The sequence below is a fragment of the Alteromonas pelagimontana genome, assembly GCF_002499975.2.
Classification (GTDB): Bacteria; Pseudomonadota; Gammaproteobacteria; order Enterobacterales; family Alteromonadaceae; genus Alteromonas; species Alteromonas pelagimontana.
Genome location: NZ_CP052766.1, coordinates 1,970,016 through 1,986,306 on the forward strand (window position 1 = coordinate 1,970,016; position 16,291 = coordinate 1,986,306).

Here is a 16,291-nt window from a genome sequence, read left to right on the forward strand (position 1 = left end):
TGGTATTGATGGTAGGTGCTACGATGTATGCCATAAAATACGAGAAGCGACGTAAAGGGAAGTGAACTGCCCATTGGCTCCTAACGTGACGAATTAAAAGCGCAGGCACACAGATAACGCCGATGGCGATAGTCACCGCTGTCGTCCTGATGCTTAGCACCACCTAATTCCTTACGAAATAGCTCAACAGGTTTACTTATTCAGGCTTTTTCTCGTCGCGAGGCCTTTTGTCGAAATGTTCACGCAGTTTTACCCACCGCCGCATGTTTCTACGAACCTGCGCACGCTCCTGCTCCCGTAGTGTCAGCCCTTTATATTCGCGATTTTTCATCATCTCGCCACCTTTCCCTTGGGTTTGTAAAACCGTTTAGTTGGTCATAATGAAAGTTTCATAATGATAAAGTCATATGAAACTTTCATTATGCGATTTATCTAATGTGCTAGTCGGGTCGCGATTATGCTTGTATACCCCCATTACCAAGTTATCCCGTCATGCAAGAAGAAAAGGGGCACTCTATACAGTTCGCTTTCCAGTAGTTAACAGCTAATCCTTCGCTAATCCCATCCAGGTAACCGTTTCACCGTTGTCCGGTGTCGAGATAGCAATATGGGACATGGATGAGTCGGGCGCTGCGCCATGCCAATGTTTGGTATTAGGAGGGATAGTGACAACATCACCTGGTAGTAAGGTTTTCGCCTCGTTGCCTTCCCGCTGAACTAAGCCTTTACCAGAAATTATGATAAGTGTTTGTCCCTTAGGATGTGTATGCCACGCGGTTCGGGCACCTGCCTCAAATTCGACCATCGCGCCCCTGTAATGCGAGGAGACCGGAGAGGTAAAGCGTGACGTGATTTTTGCGTTACCAGAAAACTTATCCGCTGTCCCTATTGTGGCAGTTCTATCCCGATTGACCATAACGGTAGCTATATTGATGTCAGTTATCGCGATATTCAGCTCATCAGTCAGTATCTTTTGTGCTCTGATGGCACTATCCTGGCTCACGGTTTCATTTAGTATCTGCGTAAATTCGCGAAGCTGCGAATTTGTGTATCCAACCCGTTGAGCTAGTTTCATATGCGATGTGAGTTGCGCTTCAGCACCAGTCATTGCCGATAACATGCTGATGGTAACCAACTCCCTGTCCTTGACGCTTAAAACATCCCGATAAAAAATATCGGCAAACAGGTGCTCTACAAGAAAGGTATCAATAGTGGGCACAAATGCCGCGTAGCCTGTTGTGCGATTTGAAATATCTCTGCCAACTAAATCGTTACGTATTTTATGACCGACGTCATTTGCGTTGTAGTTAGCGGGCACAGGGGTAGCTTCTGCGCCTGGTTTATCGGTGATCCCTTGGGCCTTGCGCTCTTCTGTTACCGCGATGAAAGTATTGATTCCATTCAACGCGCGAGGGAACCCCGAGTAGGCATACGAGTGAATAAAGATCTCTTTGACTTCATTTACTGTCAGCCCCCTATTCAGCCCATCGTTGAGCGCCTGCTCTAGCGCCTGTGTATCTCCTGTCGCAGTGAGTGCAGCAATAGGGATAATGGCTTTCTGCCTGTCTGATAGTCCGGTGTCTGCTTCTTTGGCATAAGCAGCAGCGGCAGTGAGCATACAAAAGCACAAACCCTGCATTACGAATAACAATGTCTTAGTTACAATTGTCGTCATGTTCATTTTGTGAGCCTTCTTATTCGGAGAATGCCTGGAGATTAGTCCAAGCCTTTTTCGCTTAGCCAGTCAGCCATCAATTCAGCGATTTCGAGATTATTCAGATCAGAAAAGGGGAAGTGCGTATTGCCATAGATGCCCACCTTCGGTAAGTGCACCACCTGGGCGTCACCACCATGTCGATTAATCGCGTCTGCCCATTCATAGGCCATTTCTAAGCGCACCCGCCAGCCATCCTGCCCAGGCATATTACTGGGTTCTTCGGGGATGTTGTCACCATAGTAAATGACGATGGGGATAGTGGTGAGCTTGTTAAATTCTGACAGCGACACTTCCTTTGCGGTTAGTTCACCACTTGAGCTTGGTTTGGGTTCAGGCACTTCGCCTGGGGGGAATACAAAGTTACTGCCAGGCTCGTAAGACACAATGGCCTTAATGTTGGGATTTTGCATGGCTGCCTGCCAGCCCATACCGCCGCTATGCGAGTGCGTCACAAGAATCCCCTCGCCAATTTTGTCGAAAAGCGCATCCACTGCATCAGCATTCACATCGACATCAATCGGGCCAATGTCCGGTGTCATCTGCCGGAAATACTGCTCCAGTGATGCATTATCAGTGGGGAACTGTACATCGGTAAAATACTCCGGCCATTGTCCTACCCGAAATACGTTAAACCACTTTTGTTCATCTGGTATTGGTGTGTATGTGCCAGGCTGCGTACCTTTTCCCGCATTTCCGCGCCGAGGCTGGTCAATCAGATAAACGCCGTAATCTTTGCGTAAAAAGATGTTTTGATACCCCTCACGCCCGTCCGGCGTAGACTCCCAGGTTTTAGAAAATTGACCGAAGCCATGCCACATCACTAGTGGATAGGAGCGCTTGTCTACCGGAACCTGGTAAAACACATATGCGTGGTCACCATGCAGGGTCTGTCCATCGGTGCTAAGATCAATGGGATCGAATTCGCCTTCACTTTGTATTGTAGAGCCACCCACGGCAAAGCTACCCTGTTCAGCAATCATCATCGGGGATTGCGAAGCGGTGCGTTCTGTTGTCGAACAGGCACTCACGATAAGCGCAACCAACACCATCAGCATTCCGGTATAGCTGGCATTCATCTTAATTTTCATGTTACGGATTCCTTAACCTAGCGTGTCGGCAAAAAACGCGGTGAATTTAAACATGGCCTCATCAACATAGTCGGGCTGCCAGTAAGTTTCTATATGCGTCGCCCCATCAATAAGGTGCATCGCTTTTGATTCTGTTCCTGTTGCCAGCGCATAGGCCTCTTTTGTCATGTAGAGTGAGTCGGCCTCACTTCCTGCCACCATCAATAATGGCTGGTCAAGTAATGCCATATTCGTGGTGGTATCAAAATTCATCAGTGACAGCAAACTACTCTCAGTGTAGCGAAATGTAGAATTTGGATGAGCGTGCGTGTCCCAGTAGTATTCGAATCCCTGGCGATAAAGTTCAAACGGTAGGGCCGCAATTTGTTCCTCGCTAAGCCTAGTGTCACCAATATAAGTGACTTCGCCAGTCAGCGCTTCTCTTTGTCTGGCATCAGAAGCAGATACTAGTCGCTGCTGTACTGTGTCCAATGCAGAATCCATGTAGCCGTTTCGCCGCACCCGCCCAGTGTTAAACATGCTTAAGGTTGCAATCGACTGAAATCGCTTATCTGTCTGGGCTGCCTTCAAAGCGTACCCGCCACCCCCACATATTCCCAGTAAGCCAATGCGCTCAGGATCAACGCCTCCAAATCTGGATATAAAGCCTGCCATGCCGTGAATGTCGTCTATACGATTGGCGGGTTTATCTACATTTCGCGGTTCGCCACCACTTTCTCCCTGGTAGGCAGCGTCAGCGACAATGGTGATGTAACCTTGCTCAGCAAGCCGCTGAGCATACAGGCCAGCAACCTGCTCTTTGACACCGCCATTGGGGTGGGCAACAACAATAGCCGGATAGCTTTTTGAGGTATCGAACTCAGGCGGTGTATAAACGTTTGCGGCGATGCTGATTCGGTTTAGCACATACCTGACTGAGCGAATATTGACTTCACCATTTTCATTCCCAGTAATTGCGCCGTTATAAACTAAAGAAAACGGGTTTTGCTGATAATCAGCGGAGCTTGTCTCCCCCGACAGTAAATTTGCGGTTAACAGCAACGCCGCTGTTTTCGCTATCGCTCTCATTTAAATTTCTCCTCACCCGCACTATCTGGCGAACCCAGCAGTGGCTTACAATTATTCATGACACTGGTAATAACATAGCGACTAAGCGGCAAAGCCAGTATTCAATTCCTGCTCAATGATTGCCTATTTCTCTGGGGCGCAATTGAATCGGTATTACCGTGTTTCATACGGCGCTATACTTAACACATGAGATTTGGCATACCAGGTGATGTGAATGAAGACAGATTCAGTGTTAGCGAACCAGATGGAAACCCTTGCTTTAAGTATTGCAAAGCTGACCGAAAACGAAGGGCATTTGCCGACAGAGGTGCCAGGCCTGACGGTGTTCAAAAAGACGGATGCCGCCAAGCCTATTGCCGGATTGTATGAGCCGAGTGTCTGTCTTATTGCCCAAGGTGCGAAACGTGTACAACTAGGAGACGAAAAGTACACATACGATACTCAGCATTACCTTTTTTCTGGTGTCCATTTGCCCGTTGTTGCACAGGTTATCGATGCGAGTGAGGAAGTCCCATACCTTGGCCTTAAACTCACATTTGATTATCAGGAAATTACTCAGTTAATGACCGATAGTCAGCTTCCGCCTGCGCGAACAAAACGCGCTGAACGAGGCATGGTGACGGGAAAGTTGTCGCCGCCTTTAGTAAACGCGTTTCAACGAATGATCGACCTGGTTGATGAAACAGAACAAATCGCTGTGCTGGCTCCCTTAGTGAGAAAGGAAATCTTCTACCGACTACTGATGGGAGAACAAGGCAATACACTGCGGCAACTTTCTGCTATGGGCACACAGACTTATCAGGTCGCTAAAGCGATTTCCTGGTTAAAAGCACACTTCTCAGAGGCCGTTCGGGTAGAACAGTTAGCCCAGATAGCCAACATGGGCGTGTCTACGTTTCACCATCATTTTCGTAACATGACAGCGATGAGTCCATTGCAATACGTCAAACAGCTACGCCTGCAAGAAGCTAGAAATCTAATGCTCACAGAATATCTTGATGCAGCTTCGGCAGCGTTTCAGGTTGGCTATGAAAGTCCGTCCCAATTTAGTCGGGAATACGGTCGCTTTTATGGCTGCTCCCCAGCCAAAGATGTGAGCGAGCTTCGAAGTAAATTGGCTCAGGCTTGATTATCGTAGAATGTGAATTGAAGTTAGTAACTTATCTAAAAATGAGTAAGAAGCCATATTGATAGCTCGCTCACTGATGAGTAACAAAGGAACCTGACATTGTTTCACCTACTTTTTAATAAGCAGATTCTTTTTGGCGGATAAAAAATCCCCGAGGCTCCGTGAGCTTAGGTGCGCGTTCATCGCTCAGCTTCAAACAGTAAGCGCAATAAAATAATAAGTTTCCCAACGGAGTCGGCCCTGTTCACTTTACTATTACATTAATGTAGTACCAATGAATCGCTAGAATTACCGATACCTTTTTAGAGAAGTATTAGCGTCATGTTCAAAAATATAATACTCAAGTGAAAGTGAAGAGCTGAAGGGCAACAATACAAAGCAATATAGAAATGACGGTATCAAAAACACGCCACCGGAATGTAGAGCTAAGTAATCGCTTAAGTTTTGGGGAAAATGATACCAAACTTACGAACCAAACAATTGAGCCAGCACATGCACCAATCGCAAATAAGGTCGGATTTGGTTGTAACGCCCCAACACCTCCAAGCAAAAGTACCGTGTCTAAATAAACATGAGGATTGAGTAAACTTATTGCCAGTGCGGTAAATGCAGTTTTTCGCCAATCAGTGGTAACCGTTTGAGTAGTATGCATTGCTGAGGAGCCATTGTACGCTCGCAACGCTGAACCAAAAGCTAGATAGAGCAACAATGCAATCCCCGCCCATGTGAACCAGGGCACAAACTCTGGTATCCATTCCTGTAATTCACTTGCAGAGTACACGCCGATAACGATGAGTGACGCATCACATAAAATGCACACTAAAGCGATTACCAGCCTATTTGCGCCTGCCATACTTTGACTTAACACCCATATATTCTGAGCGCCTATCGCAATAATTAAGCTCAACCCTAAAATTAAACCTGATACAAAAGACACCTGAGCACCACCTCGTTACCAGAAAACATTCAAATGATTGGCGTAACTGTATTCAGTGCAATACTATGCGTCTAATGAATAATACTATCCACACATGAATTTTAATCATGATCGACTATCAGTTGCTTGAAGCGTTATTCGCAGTAGTCTCGGAAAAGGGATTCGAAAAGGCCGCTAAGAGGTTGTTTTTGACACAGTCTGCTGTTAGCAGACGCATACACCACCTGGAGTCTTTGCTGGGTGAACCCGTCCTGATTCGAACAAAGCCGCCTAAGCCCACTGAGTTGGGAACCAAATTGCTGATTCATCTACAACAGGTTCAACAGCTCGAATTATCCTTGAACCTGAAAAGCAGTGACTTCCATTATAATAATTGCTTGCCTATAACCGTTAAGCTTGTAGCAAATGCTGACTCCTTAGCAACATGGCTGCCTGAAGCGTTAACAGTTCCTCAGGAAAATTCTAAATTTAATTACAGGTTTGAGATTTTAACGGAAGACCAAACAGTCGCACTGAAAAGGATGAGGGCTGGAGAAGTCATGGTTTGTATATGCTCAAATGCTAACCCTGTAAATGGCAGTAAGGCATATGAGCTGGGAGCTTTACGCTATCAGGTTATATGTAGCCCCTCTTTCATAAAGCGTTACGACATTACATCTCCACAACAACTTGCAGACCTTCCATGTTTGGTATTTGATGAGCACGATAAATTGCAACATGAATTTCTCGCACACCTGAACGATTCAGCCCCTAGCTATACCCACATTTGCCCCTCACCAGAAGGATTTAAGCAGGCTATGCTTGCAGGGTTGGGATATGGGCTTCTTCCTATCTTGCAGTTGGGAAATTCAATTGAGAAAGGGGAACTTGTTAACCTTATGCCAGACTACCATTTGGATACGCCTTTATACTGGCATTGCTGGGAAGCGGAAAGTCCTCCTTTAACAGTGTTAAGGAAACATGCAATTAGTGTCGCAACTGAACGTTTAATAAAAATCGCTTGAAGTGTAGTGGCTCATACTCGATCTGACATATCTCCTGAGAAGTTTCAACCTAGCCGAACAGGCAGCAACGAGCGGCTTGCAGCCCGTCAGCACCGATAATACGATGATCTCCCTTAAGACAAACAGCAGACCTTCAGGAGGTTGATATAGGACTTCCTAGTTATGCCATTAGCAGACGTTAAGATTTATTGCAGCAACTACTTCCTTCTTGAATAGGCGGGCACTTAACAGTCCCAAAAGAGCAATAAACGCAACAGTCACCTATTAAAGGCTTGAGTAGCGCATTGCATCCCTCACATTTGTAATACCACTGGCAAGCGTTTGTTGGCATGGTCTCGACCTTGCTAAAGCCGCATTCGGGACAAGTAATCTTAGATTTCAATTCTATACCTTGCATACGGGTTCCTTAACTGGCTTAACGACATCCAATAGTGACATGAATACCATCCATGTGATCCCAAAGTAAAATAAGTAAGTGCTCCAGTGGTATTGCCACAGTGGATAAAGAGTCAGCAATACTGCAATTGGGCCAATTACACTTGATATGCCCCTTACCACATGCTCATGTTGATACCAGTTGTACGAGTTGACCAATAAAGCGAGCGCAGCAAACAATGGTAATAAAGTATTAACCGCTATCCCTTCAAAATGTGATAGGAAACTGAGTCCTAGAGCTGATGCTAGTGAACCAAGTGCTGGGAAACATGCTGTACAGCTAAGTGCGGCTAGCCAAACGCCACCAGAGCCTACTTTATCTAGAATTTTATTCATCATAATTACCTCTACTTTTGAGGCAGTATAAACTCCGTACATAGGTACGGAGTCAATAGTTAATTAAGCGAATTTATAATTGGGCAGGAACTAGGGTCATGGTTGGCTTTACAAGAATTTGTCATATGTTGAATCACATGTTCTAACCGCTGCAAATTAGCAATTTTCTCTCGAATCAACTTAAGTTTCTGTAATCCCATCGATTCGACATCAGAGCAGTTTCCACTCATCGTCATGAGCGAAGCGACTTCATCAAGTGTAAAGCCCAAGGCTTTAGCTTTTAATATGAATTTAAGGTGACTCACATGGTTGTCGCCATACATGCGATAACCACAATCAGGTTTTAGTGGCTGTACGATAAGTCCTTTACGTTCATAGAATCGGATTGTTTCTACGTTGATGTCTAGTTCTTTAGCCAGCTTTCCAATGGTTTTCATAAGCGGATTCTCTAAAACAGCTAGCCTCAGTCTTTCATTATTAGACCAGTGCTGAACTGAATCGCCAAATGCTCAGTAGTCATATAATAAGTAAACTCTGAAGTGAAACTAAAAATTATTGTCTAACGGCTGTTAAATGTACACAAGCGACTGTCAGTTTTAGTCGCGTTCTGTTTTTGAAGATGTCAGATCAAATATTGATCAATCTACTTGAAGGTTACTTTTTGAGCAAAGCTGTCATTCAGATTCAATTAAACCCATACCCTTTATTCGCTCTTTGCTGCCTGTCAGGTCGTCCTTGATAGCTGTAACGTATAATAATTTAACGTTTAGCACTTTCGCGAAATTTCTTCTTAAACGACTTAGGGATAATTCCGTCATCGCAAAAGAGTGCATTTTTCATACGAAATATCTTGTCGATATCTACTACAGGCTCTGTAATGAAATGCCTTAAGTAATACAATTCAAAACTATCTTGCCTTCCTCTTCCACGAAACTTCGCGCTTGTTACACGACGCACGCCTTCTGCCAACGCAAACTCTATCAGCGCATCTTTACTTACTCTGAAAAAATCACAGGCACGCTTATATTCCTCTACTTTCTCAGCTGGCATATCACAATAAATGGTCTTCACATCTTTCGTGTAAAAAGGATCTTTCCCTCTTTGACGTCGTGTAAGAAAAGCTTGTGCAACAGCGGAGTTGGGCTGTAGCTCATCCCTATGCTTCTTACTCCGATGCACGAACCATAGGTTGTCTACTTCTTTAAACAAGCACTTCGAATACCAGCTCTTTTTCACAAGCCCTAATCTCTCTACTACTTTACTAAAGTCTTTGACTACTGCTGTTGAAACATAGAATCGCTGAGTTGCCATGTCACCCCTGTGATAATTATCACAATTTTTCTCATTAAAAGCATGATAAAGAAATTTTCAATAAAACTCACAAAAAATGTTTCTAAGAGCGTTCCTTCAACTAAAAATAGAAGTCATTTACACTCAAATTTATGCCTATGCATATATACGCCTTTCGATTAAATGCATTTTTAACTGGTCTGATGAGATAATAATATTTAAAAATTTTTTTTGCTTATATATTTCAGTTACTTAAAAAACACCTAAGATTAAAAACTATACAAAAAATTTTCATCAAAACTTTTTTGCATTAACAAAAAAATGGGATTTAAACTTAAAAAAAGATGTCAGGACGACCAATAATCAAACAGTTTGAGGGCGTTTTGATGAGTTTTTGCTCTAATTTGCAGAAAATAAGAAATTTCATGATTGCGAAGGTGATTTCATCTTCGACAGGTGTTAATTTTTTTGTTACCCAACCTTTAAACGTAGCAAATAATGTCTATAGTTCAAGAAATGAGCGCATTTTTTGTGCAAAAAATCATCTTGGACGTCGCAGCATAATAAGAACAAAAAGCAGCTTGATGCTTTTTTGCGAGATAGCAACATGCCTATTCGCGGAGAGCCATGTCATGTACCGACAACGTAAGCTGCCACATACCAGCAAAATATTACGCCTAATAGGGTTTAGCTCATTCAAGAACGAAGCGCGGATGTATTGCGAAAGCGCAATGGAGAGCCACGCGCTCTTGCTATGCGAATTTGATGACTCAGTGCTTCGCTATACCACCCAGCCGTTCACATTGACCTATCGGCTTAATAACCGTAAGACGCGTTATACTCCCGACATTTTAAAGATGATGTCGAACGGAGACTATCAGAGTGTCGAAGTTAAGCCGCTCGACAGACTCCAGAGCGTTCATAACGTAGAAAAGTTTCAGGTACTCCAAGAGCTGTTTCCCAAAGTTGTTGGTCATGAACTTAGGTTGCTTTCTGATAAAGACATTTATGCAGGAGGACAGATAAAAAATTATCAGTCTCTCTATCCTTTTCGTCGCCAGCCTCTCACAGACCAGGAGAAAACGGTTCTCTCTATAACTCCATCAATATTGTCTTTCAGAGAGCTATCTGAGGTAGCCCACTCTTCGTTCACTATCGCCATGCGTCTGGTCGCTCACAACAGCTTCACGTGGGATGTTCTTAGCCCGTTAAACCCAGAGTCCTTACTCAAAAAGAGGGCAGCATAGTATGTATTCTCCTACTATGACCGTCGGTTCAACATTTCTATACCGAAACAAGAAGGCAACGCTGGAGTGTTTCGGGGGAAAGTACATCGTGCTAGAAGTTGAGGGCGTACCTTCTCCTGCAACCATCTGTGTCGAGGAGTTCTACAACGATGTTCAGAACGGTTTAGTTCAAGAGGCTGAGCCGAGCACAATCTTGGTAAATCACAGTGAACTAGTAACAGAAGATGACCGCCTTCTTGCACAAAAATACGACGATTATATTACCCCTCTGCTCAGTGAGGAGAATCCTTGCAGCCGTGAAACGCTCAAACAAGTTATAGATACAGTAGCTGCGAGGCGGGGAGACATTGACAAAAATAAACCATCAACCTCAACGCTTTATAACTGGTACAAAAAGTTCCAAAGCCCCGAAGTGAACCGTAATTTTGCTGCACTGGTCAACCCTTGCAGAAAAAAGCGGGGACGGCAGGCTAGTGCTTGGGTGCAAGACCTGTTTCATGATGTCGTTGATGAGTATTATTTGAAGCCCATTGGAGACGGAGCATTATCAGCAAAGGAAACCTTCGATAAGTTTGATAGGGCGTTTCAGCACGAACTTTTAAAACTGCCGGACGAAGACAGGCAGTCTGTTAAAGGGATTTGTCGATCCGTTTGCTACGAGATGCTCAATAATTACGACCCTGTTGATGTTTGTATTGCAAGAGAGGGCTATTCAGTAGCCGTTAAACGTTATCGAAACTCTACTGAACATTTTGTTGCCGAACGGCCATTGGAATTAGTTCAAATTGATGCCGTACATTTGAATCTAGCGCTGCGTGATGACGACGGGAATTACATTGGATTGGTTGTTGTATTTTTCGCCATTGATATATGCACAAGAGCAATTCTCAGCTACGTCATCTCCGTAGCAAAAAAACGTCGGGAAGATCTATCAAGCGCGATTGACTTGATAAAAAGCGGGATTCGCCCTAAAGCAAAACCTGGTCACACCCGTAACGAATGGCCTCTGTATGGAATACCAAACCAAATACAACACGACTCTGGGATCTTCTCTAGTAATCACTTTAAAGCGTTTCTTCAAGAAGCAGCCGTTCACACTTATCAGAATCCAGCAGGACGCTCCTGGTTTAACGCCTTGATAGAACGCTTCCACAGAACCTTTCGCGATAAATGCTGTTCGAAAATTCCAGGTTACGTTGGTCGTCGTAAAGATGAAATAAAGGACTCCGTGGATATCAAGGCGACACCATACACAACGCCAGACCAGCTACAGCGACTGGTAGAGGCGTATATTTTGGATGATTATCACCAAAAGCCCCACAAAGGACTGGGGGGAGAAACGCCACAGCAGGCATGTAACCGTCTCGAAGGGTTTTTATGTCCACCGCCCCCAGCTACGATTCAAAAGCTTGAAAACTTTAGGGGTGTGCTTTGCAAAGCCACAATCCAAGCGCACAAGGGTATCCAACGTGATGGCCTGTTTTACAATGACTCACAAGGGCAGCTCCTAAAGCTCTGGGAAAAGCTGGGTGGCCCGAAGTCCCAAAAGAACCCTGAAGTTCAATTTTATAGATCGGAACTCGACATCTCTGTTATTTCTGTCGTTGATCCGGTTACACGTACAAGATTTCCTGTTTCATGTACGTCGGTCAAAACGAAAACTTCTCTCGCAGAGCACAAAGCAAAACAAGCAGCAAAAAAAAGGGGGACAGTTCATACAGCTGACTTGCCGCAAACCATGGCTCCGATACTGGAAGAAATTAAAGAATACAAGGCTCAGAAGCAATCGGAATCGGAGAAGAACTCACAAAAACGCAAGCAAGCTCGCCACTCTGTTCAGCAGAGTATAGAGACTCCATCACCTAAGACACCCGAAGAGTTGAACAGTATTATTGAAGAGAATACGGCGGGTATAAATAACCCACCTGAAATGGTTGAACAAACTAGTTCATTTGATAATACGCCACAGCATTCGCGTAAACGAAGCAAGAAAGCCATTATTTCCAAGTTTGAGGTATAACATTGAGAAATTGTATTAGCGCTGCCAATGAGGCAAGTCAGTTCAAGCAGCACTATTCTTACGTTGATAAATTCGACAGTGTCATGCAAGCCATTACTGACAACATCGATTATCGATTCGCCGAAGACTGCGGCATCATCATCGCAGGAGACTCAGGCACGGGTAAATCAACCTTATCTAAGCGCTTCTTACTCGATCACAGTGGAGCAGATACAGATGAGACAGATTCAATCTTCGGTATCTATGTAGAAATTTGCGGCAGTGGTTTTGAAGCTTTGTACGAAGATATGCTCGAACAACTGCACTGCAAAGACCACCGACTTGGCAGTGTTGCATCAAAAAAAAGACGCGTTATCGAGTTAATAAACGCCCTTGATGTAAAGGTTATTTTCGTTGATGAAGCGCAAGAGGGCTTACCAGGCGCAGTGCTTCCCAGTTCAGGTTATATCAAGTTACTAAAGGAGTTCACTAATAAAACTAATGCGAGCTGGGTGTTGCTTGGCCCCGAAAAGGTGAAAAGGATCGCAGATATTGATGAGCAAATGGGTGAGCGATTTACGCAAGTCCTGACACTGGAGGCTTTTAACTGCAAAGGAAATGAAAATATCGAAGCCTTTATGGAATATATCATCGAGTTGCTTGGGGTACTTGGCCGCAAAGCACCATTTTTTAAATGTCTGCGCGAGTCAATGAACGAGGAAGGTACTGACTTTGAGTACAAAGATGATGTTGACTATGAAAACTTACTACGCTTTTTGCTGGCTACAAAAGGCAGGCCTCGACGTATTACAAGGTTACTAACTGACTGTATTCATCATACTGCCCCTACCGAAAAAATAACCAAAGCGTTACTTGCTCAACTTTATGAGAAAAAGTATCGGAATGACGTTGAGATCGATAACCAGGAATGGTTTAACCCCTTCACAGCATCTAAAGCTAAAGTGATTGCGAAGCTCAGGCTATGGGGGCTGTATGCGTGATCATTTTCCTGTTCGCCCACGTCCAAAACATGATGAAAGTATTCGAGGCTTTCTAGTTAGACTTGCAAAACGAAATGGCTTTTTTTCCATAAATGATATTTTTAGATTACTTGGACTGAAGTATTCTGCTTCATCGCTGGATGTTACAGATTCACGATTTCGCAAGTTCATTGAAAAGCTCGCGCCTACATTGAAGTGTGCATTTGAGATGATATTTAGCCCTCTTAAAGAGGCAACAGCAAACCAACACGATGATTATCGAACTGTAATCGACATTGCATCTCAGAAGCCCAAGTTATGCCCTGACTGCCTTTGCTGCGCCGAGCCTTATATTAAGGCTAGTTGGCAAATGGTACATATCACCCATTGTGTTGATCACTCTGTGCCTCTCATCGACACCTGCCCTTCTTGCAAAAAGTCGCTTAAATGGAATGCTGACTTACTTGAAGGCTGTTTCCAGTGCGGTCACCGTTGGCAGAAATCGTTTGAACCAGCCAGTGATATATTACCTTTGCATCAGGTTATGCATTTGAGGCTGGAGAATGAAGCACTTCGGCTTTACCTGATGTCCCTGTACACCGCCGCCCAGTATTTGCGTAATCCTTCCGTGTTCATTTCTCACCAAAGCAAATGCTGTGATATGGGGGCTGCCGAAGCTGCTGAAATATTTCCCCAAGCGTACGCAATAATCCAGGATTCATTTTACTCAAGTCAGTATCATCGGTCAGTCTTATCGCTTTTAAATAATCAGTATTGCTTTACTGACAAGCAGTCGTTGCAAAACCTCCCTAATATTTTAAGCACATTGCCACAGCTTCCCATGTACCTGCCTGCTGATAAGAACTTCGAACGTAAATTCGTAGATCCGAATGCAAATCTCGTTACAGCACTAACTGACTCTCAAGCTGCGTCATTATTAGGTATATCCGCAAAGGAATTAAATGAGGTTTCCCAACAATTCCTGCTGCCTGTAGGAAAGATAAGTAGGTCTTCTGTATACCAGTTAAAACACCTTGATGCGTTCACTGCTCTACTTCTTGAAAAAGTCAGGTTTACCAACCGCCAAAGCGATGCGATTTCAATAACAGCGATTTCCAGTATTTCACATAAATTCTTGTTCAATTATGGTGAAGCGCTAAAACTTATTCTGGATAACGACCTTCCACTTCAAAGTGATAGAAAGAGTCCTATATTCAAAGATATAACCGTAAGTAAAACCGCCCTCTTGGAACTTCTTCACTGTAATGAAGCTAAGCAATTTACTCGCTCGCTCTCACCGTCCGAGCTGGCAACATACTTCTGCGTTGATACATTGAAGATAAGAATGATGGCCGACCTATTTGGCTGGCAGCGCATTATAGAGACTAGGAACAGCTACCGATTTTCTCCTGATGAAATTTGGAGATTTGTTAGCAACTATGTGCTACTCGATAGGTGGTGTAGTTTTCAACTTTATGGACACCTTACTCTCCACAGATACCTTAAAAACATAGGCTTCAAGCCTCTCGATAGTCCAGCCGATAACAAGTCCAAGTTGTACATATACAAAAAATCCGACAGCCTAGTTAAAGCAATCACTCAATTTGAAAAAGAATGGCACAGATTTGAGGCTCCAAGATCACTAAAATATCTTTACCAGACTAAGAAGCCAGCGATCTTATCCACGTCTGCGCTAGAGCAGTTTCAACAGCGCTGCAAGTTCTGAATAGAAAAGTAATAATTCACTTCTTCCTGCTGAAGGCTGCATGATGAACCATGCGGCCTTCATCTACTTTTTGCCAACAAAAAATATTGAAACCTTCGTGGTTTTTCTATAGCTTGATCAAATTGCCCACAAGCGGCCTTAGTTATTACTAACTGAAATGACTAGCGTTTTTCTCCCGGTTTAACGCTATCGTAGAATTTTTGCGTCCGGTTTAGCGTTTAGCTGGAATCCGCATAAAGTTTTTCTGGAATACTCCTTTCTAGCTCAACAAATTCGACAGTGGGAATTCACTCGTAAACTGGAACCCACATTTGCGAGTACAGGGGCGTGTTTATTATAAATATCAATGTCTTCGAGGCCAAACCCACTGGTTATCTGTAAACGCGACATCCTATATAGAAAAAGCGAACAAAGCACGGAAGTAACGGTAACTACATTCGCTGCCGTGACAAGGCAAACAGTTTTCTTATAACAGTTATGACTGTTCCGAATTCTGGCCTTGGTGATATTTTATCTTTTCTACGGCGTTGCTGTCGTTGTGCTGGCTTTTCGACCCACCTTACTTCTACGTTGAGAAACAGCGCCTTTGCGAGATTTGGACCAGGGGCAGCGTCGTCACTACGCTGCTTAGCAGCATGGACGTCGCCTAGATTGAATAGCAAATTCACCCATTGATACAACATACACTGGTATTTCTGCAGTTCGAAAAGTAAAATCTGCGCACATTTGGTTCTTTCGCTTGATAACTATGCAATTTCTTCCATTCTCCCCAGAACTGGCACCTTATTTTGATAGTATTAACCGGCAGTGGATTCAGACAATGTTTACCCTGGAGCCGGTCGACGAGAAGGTAATAAGCGATCCTCAGACCTATATTATTGATAACGAAGGTTATATCTGGTTTGCTCAACATCCTGAATTCGGTATCGTCGGCACCTGCGCTTTGATGAAAAAGGATGAAGGCATTTATGAGTTGACCAAGATGGGCGTAAGCGAACATGCCCGCGGGAAAAAAATCGGTGAGCAGCTCCTGCGTCATGTGCTCGAAGAGGCTCCTAAAATCGCCTATAACACGCTGTTTTTGTTAACTAACAGCCGTTGCGAGCCAGCAATTCACCTCTACGAGAAGTTGGGATTTGCCCATGATGGTCAAATTTTGCAACAGTTTGGCGGCGGTTACGCGCGCTGTAACGTGGCCATGCGGTACTGTCGTTTCTAGTATTCCCCTAAGGATACTCGATGAATATCCTTTCATTATGAACCTTTGACCTTGTGTTAGGCGTAAGGAACACTTACTCACTTATGATACACTTGGTCTGATACATTAATACAGGA

At 44.0% G+C, this 16,291-nt stretch carries 16 protein-coding genes; 7 read left to right on the forward strand and 9 right to left on the reverse strand.

The annotated features are described in order from the left end of the window. Window positions 1–196: 196 nt before the first annotated feature. From CA267_RS08775 to CA267_RS08790, 4 genes are all read right to left on the reverse strand, one after another. A complete protein-coding gene (locus tag CA267_RS08775) occupies window positions 197–334 on the reverse strand; it encodes a hypothetical protein (protein WP_170669040.1) in 138 nt (45 codons plus the stop codon). A 210-nt stretch (window positions 335–544) separates the two neighbouring features. Then, complete coding sequence (locus CA267_RS08780) at window positions 545–1,681, reverse strand: (R)-mandelonitrile lyase (protein ID WP_075607835.1); 1,137 nt, start codon at window positions 1,679–1,681, stop codon at window positions 545–547. A 35-nt stretch (window positions 1,682–1,716) separates the two neighbouring features. Continuing rightward, on the reverse strand, window positions 1,717–2,805 hold the full coding sequence (locus CA267_RS08785; protein ID WP_075607834.1) for an alpha/beta hydrolase: 1,089 nt from the start codon (window positions 2,803–2,805) through the stop codon (window positions 1,717–1,719). A 12-nt stretch (window positions 2,806–2,817) separates the two neighbouring features. Further along, on the reverse strand, window positions 2,818–3,873 hold the full coding sequence (locus CA267_RS08790) for an alpha/beta hydrolase (RefSeq protein ID WP_075607833.1): 1,056 nt from the start codon (window positions 3,871–3,873) through the stop codon (window positions 2,818–2,820). 214 nt (window positions 3,874–4,087) lie between these two features. Between CA267_RS08790 and CA267_RS08795 the strand changes: the two genes are divergently transcribed. Next, window positions 4,088–5,002, forward strand: coding sequence for an AraC family transcriptional regulator (locus CA267_RS08795; RefSeq protein WP_075607832.1), 915 nt, complete (start codon window positions 4,088–4,090; stop codon window positions 5,000–5,002). A 340-nt stretch (window positions 5,003–5,342) separates the two neighbouring features. Here the strand turns inward: CA267_RS08795 and CA267_RS08800 are convergent, their stop codons facing one another. Further along, a complete protein-coding gene (locus CA267_RS08800; protein ID WP_075607831.1) occupies window positions 5,343–5,939 on the reverse strand; it encodes a LysE/ArgO family amino acid transporter in 597 nt (198 codons plus the stop codon). Between the two features lie 107 nt (window positions 5,940–6,046). Between CA267_RS08800 and CA267_RS08805 the strand changes: the two genes are divergently transcribed. Further along, on the forward strand, window positions 6,047–6,943 hold the full coding sequence (locus CA267_RS08805) for a LysR family transcriptional regulator ArgP (RefSeq protein WP_075607830.1): 897 nt from the start codon (window positions 6,047–6,049) through the stop codon (window positions 6,941–6,943). Window positions 6,944–7,121: 178 nt separating this feature from the next. Here the strand turns inward: CA267_RS08805 and CA267_RS19025 are convergent, their stop codons facing one another. The 4 genes from CA267_RS19025 to CA267_RS08820 all read right to left on the reverse strand — a co-directional run bounded on the left by CA267_RS19025 (window position 7,122) and on the right by CA267_RS08820 (window position 9,025). Then, window positions 7,122–7,340 (reverse strand): GDCCVxC domain-containing (seleno)protein, encoded by a 219-nt coding sequence (locus CA267_RS19025; RefSeq protein WP_075607829.1) that lies wholly within the window; start codon window positions 7,338–7,340, stop codon window positions 7,122–7,124. Then, window positions 7,328–7,756 (reverse strand): organomercurial transporter MerC, encoded by a 429-nt coding sequence (gene merC / locus CA267_RS08810; RefSeq protein WP_332310867.1) that lies wholly within the window; start codon window positions 7,754–7,756, stop codon window positions 7,328–7,330. The genes CA267_RS19025 and merC overlap by 13 nt, the downstream gene beginning before the upstream one ends. Window positions 7,757–7,773: 17 nt before the next feature. Then, entirely contained in the window at window positions 7,774–8,151 is a 378-nt protein-coding gene (locus tag CA267_RS08815; protein ID WP_075607827.1) for a MerR family transcriptional regulator, read from the reverse strand. A 322-nt stretch (window positions 8,152–8,473) separates the two neighbouring features. After that, window positions 8,474–9,025: a hypothetical protein gene (locus CA267_RS08820; RefSeq protein ID WP_075607826.1), complete on the reverse strand. Its 552-nt coding sequence runs from the start codon at window positions 9,023–9,025 to the stop codon at window positions 8,474–8,476. Window positions 9,026–9,636: 611 nt separating this feature from the next. On the opposite strand from CA267_RS08820, the gene CA267_RS08825 reads away from it, so the two are divergent. The 5 genes from CA267_RS08825 to CA267_RS08845 all read left to right on the forward strand — a co-directional run bounded on the left by CA267_RS08825 (window position 9,637) and on the right by CA267_RS08845 (window position 16,175). Next, window positions 9,637–10,251, forward strand: coding sequence for a TnsA endonuclease N-terminal domain-containing protein (locus tag CA267_RS08825; RefSeq protein WP_170669041.1), 615 nt, complete (start codon window positions 9,637–9,639; stop codon window positions 10,249–10,251). Between the two features lie 88 nt (window positions 10,252–10,339). Further along, window positions 10,340–12,271: a DDE-type integrase/transposase/recombinase gene (locus tag CA267_RS08830; protein ID WP_170669042.1), complete on the forward strand. Its 1,932-nt coding sequence runs from the start codon at window positions 10,340–10,342 to the stop codon at window positions 12,269–12,271. A gap of 2 nt (window positions 12,272–12,273) precedes the next feature. Further along, window positions 12,274–13,251, forward strand: a complete 978-nt coding sequence (locus CA267_RS08835; RefSeq protein WP_075607823.1) for a TniB family NTP-binding protein — start codon at window positions 12,274–12,276, stop codon at window positions 13,249–13,251. After that, entirely contained in the window at window positions 13,244–14,956 is a 1,713-nt protein-coding gene (locus CA267_RS08840) for a TniQ family protein (protein WP_075607822.1), read from the forward strand. The genes CA267_RS08835 and CA267_RS08840 overlap by 8 nt, the downstream gene beginning before the upstream one ends. Before the next feature lie 748 nt (window positions 14,957–15,704). Next, window positions 15,705–16,175, forward strand: a complete 471-nt coding sequence (locus CA267_RS08845) for a GNAT family N-acetyltransferase (protein ID WP_075607820.1) — start codon at window positions 15,705–15,707, stop codon at window positions 16,173–16,175. Window positions 16,176–16,291 lie beyond the last annotated feature (116 nt).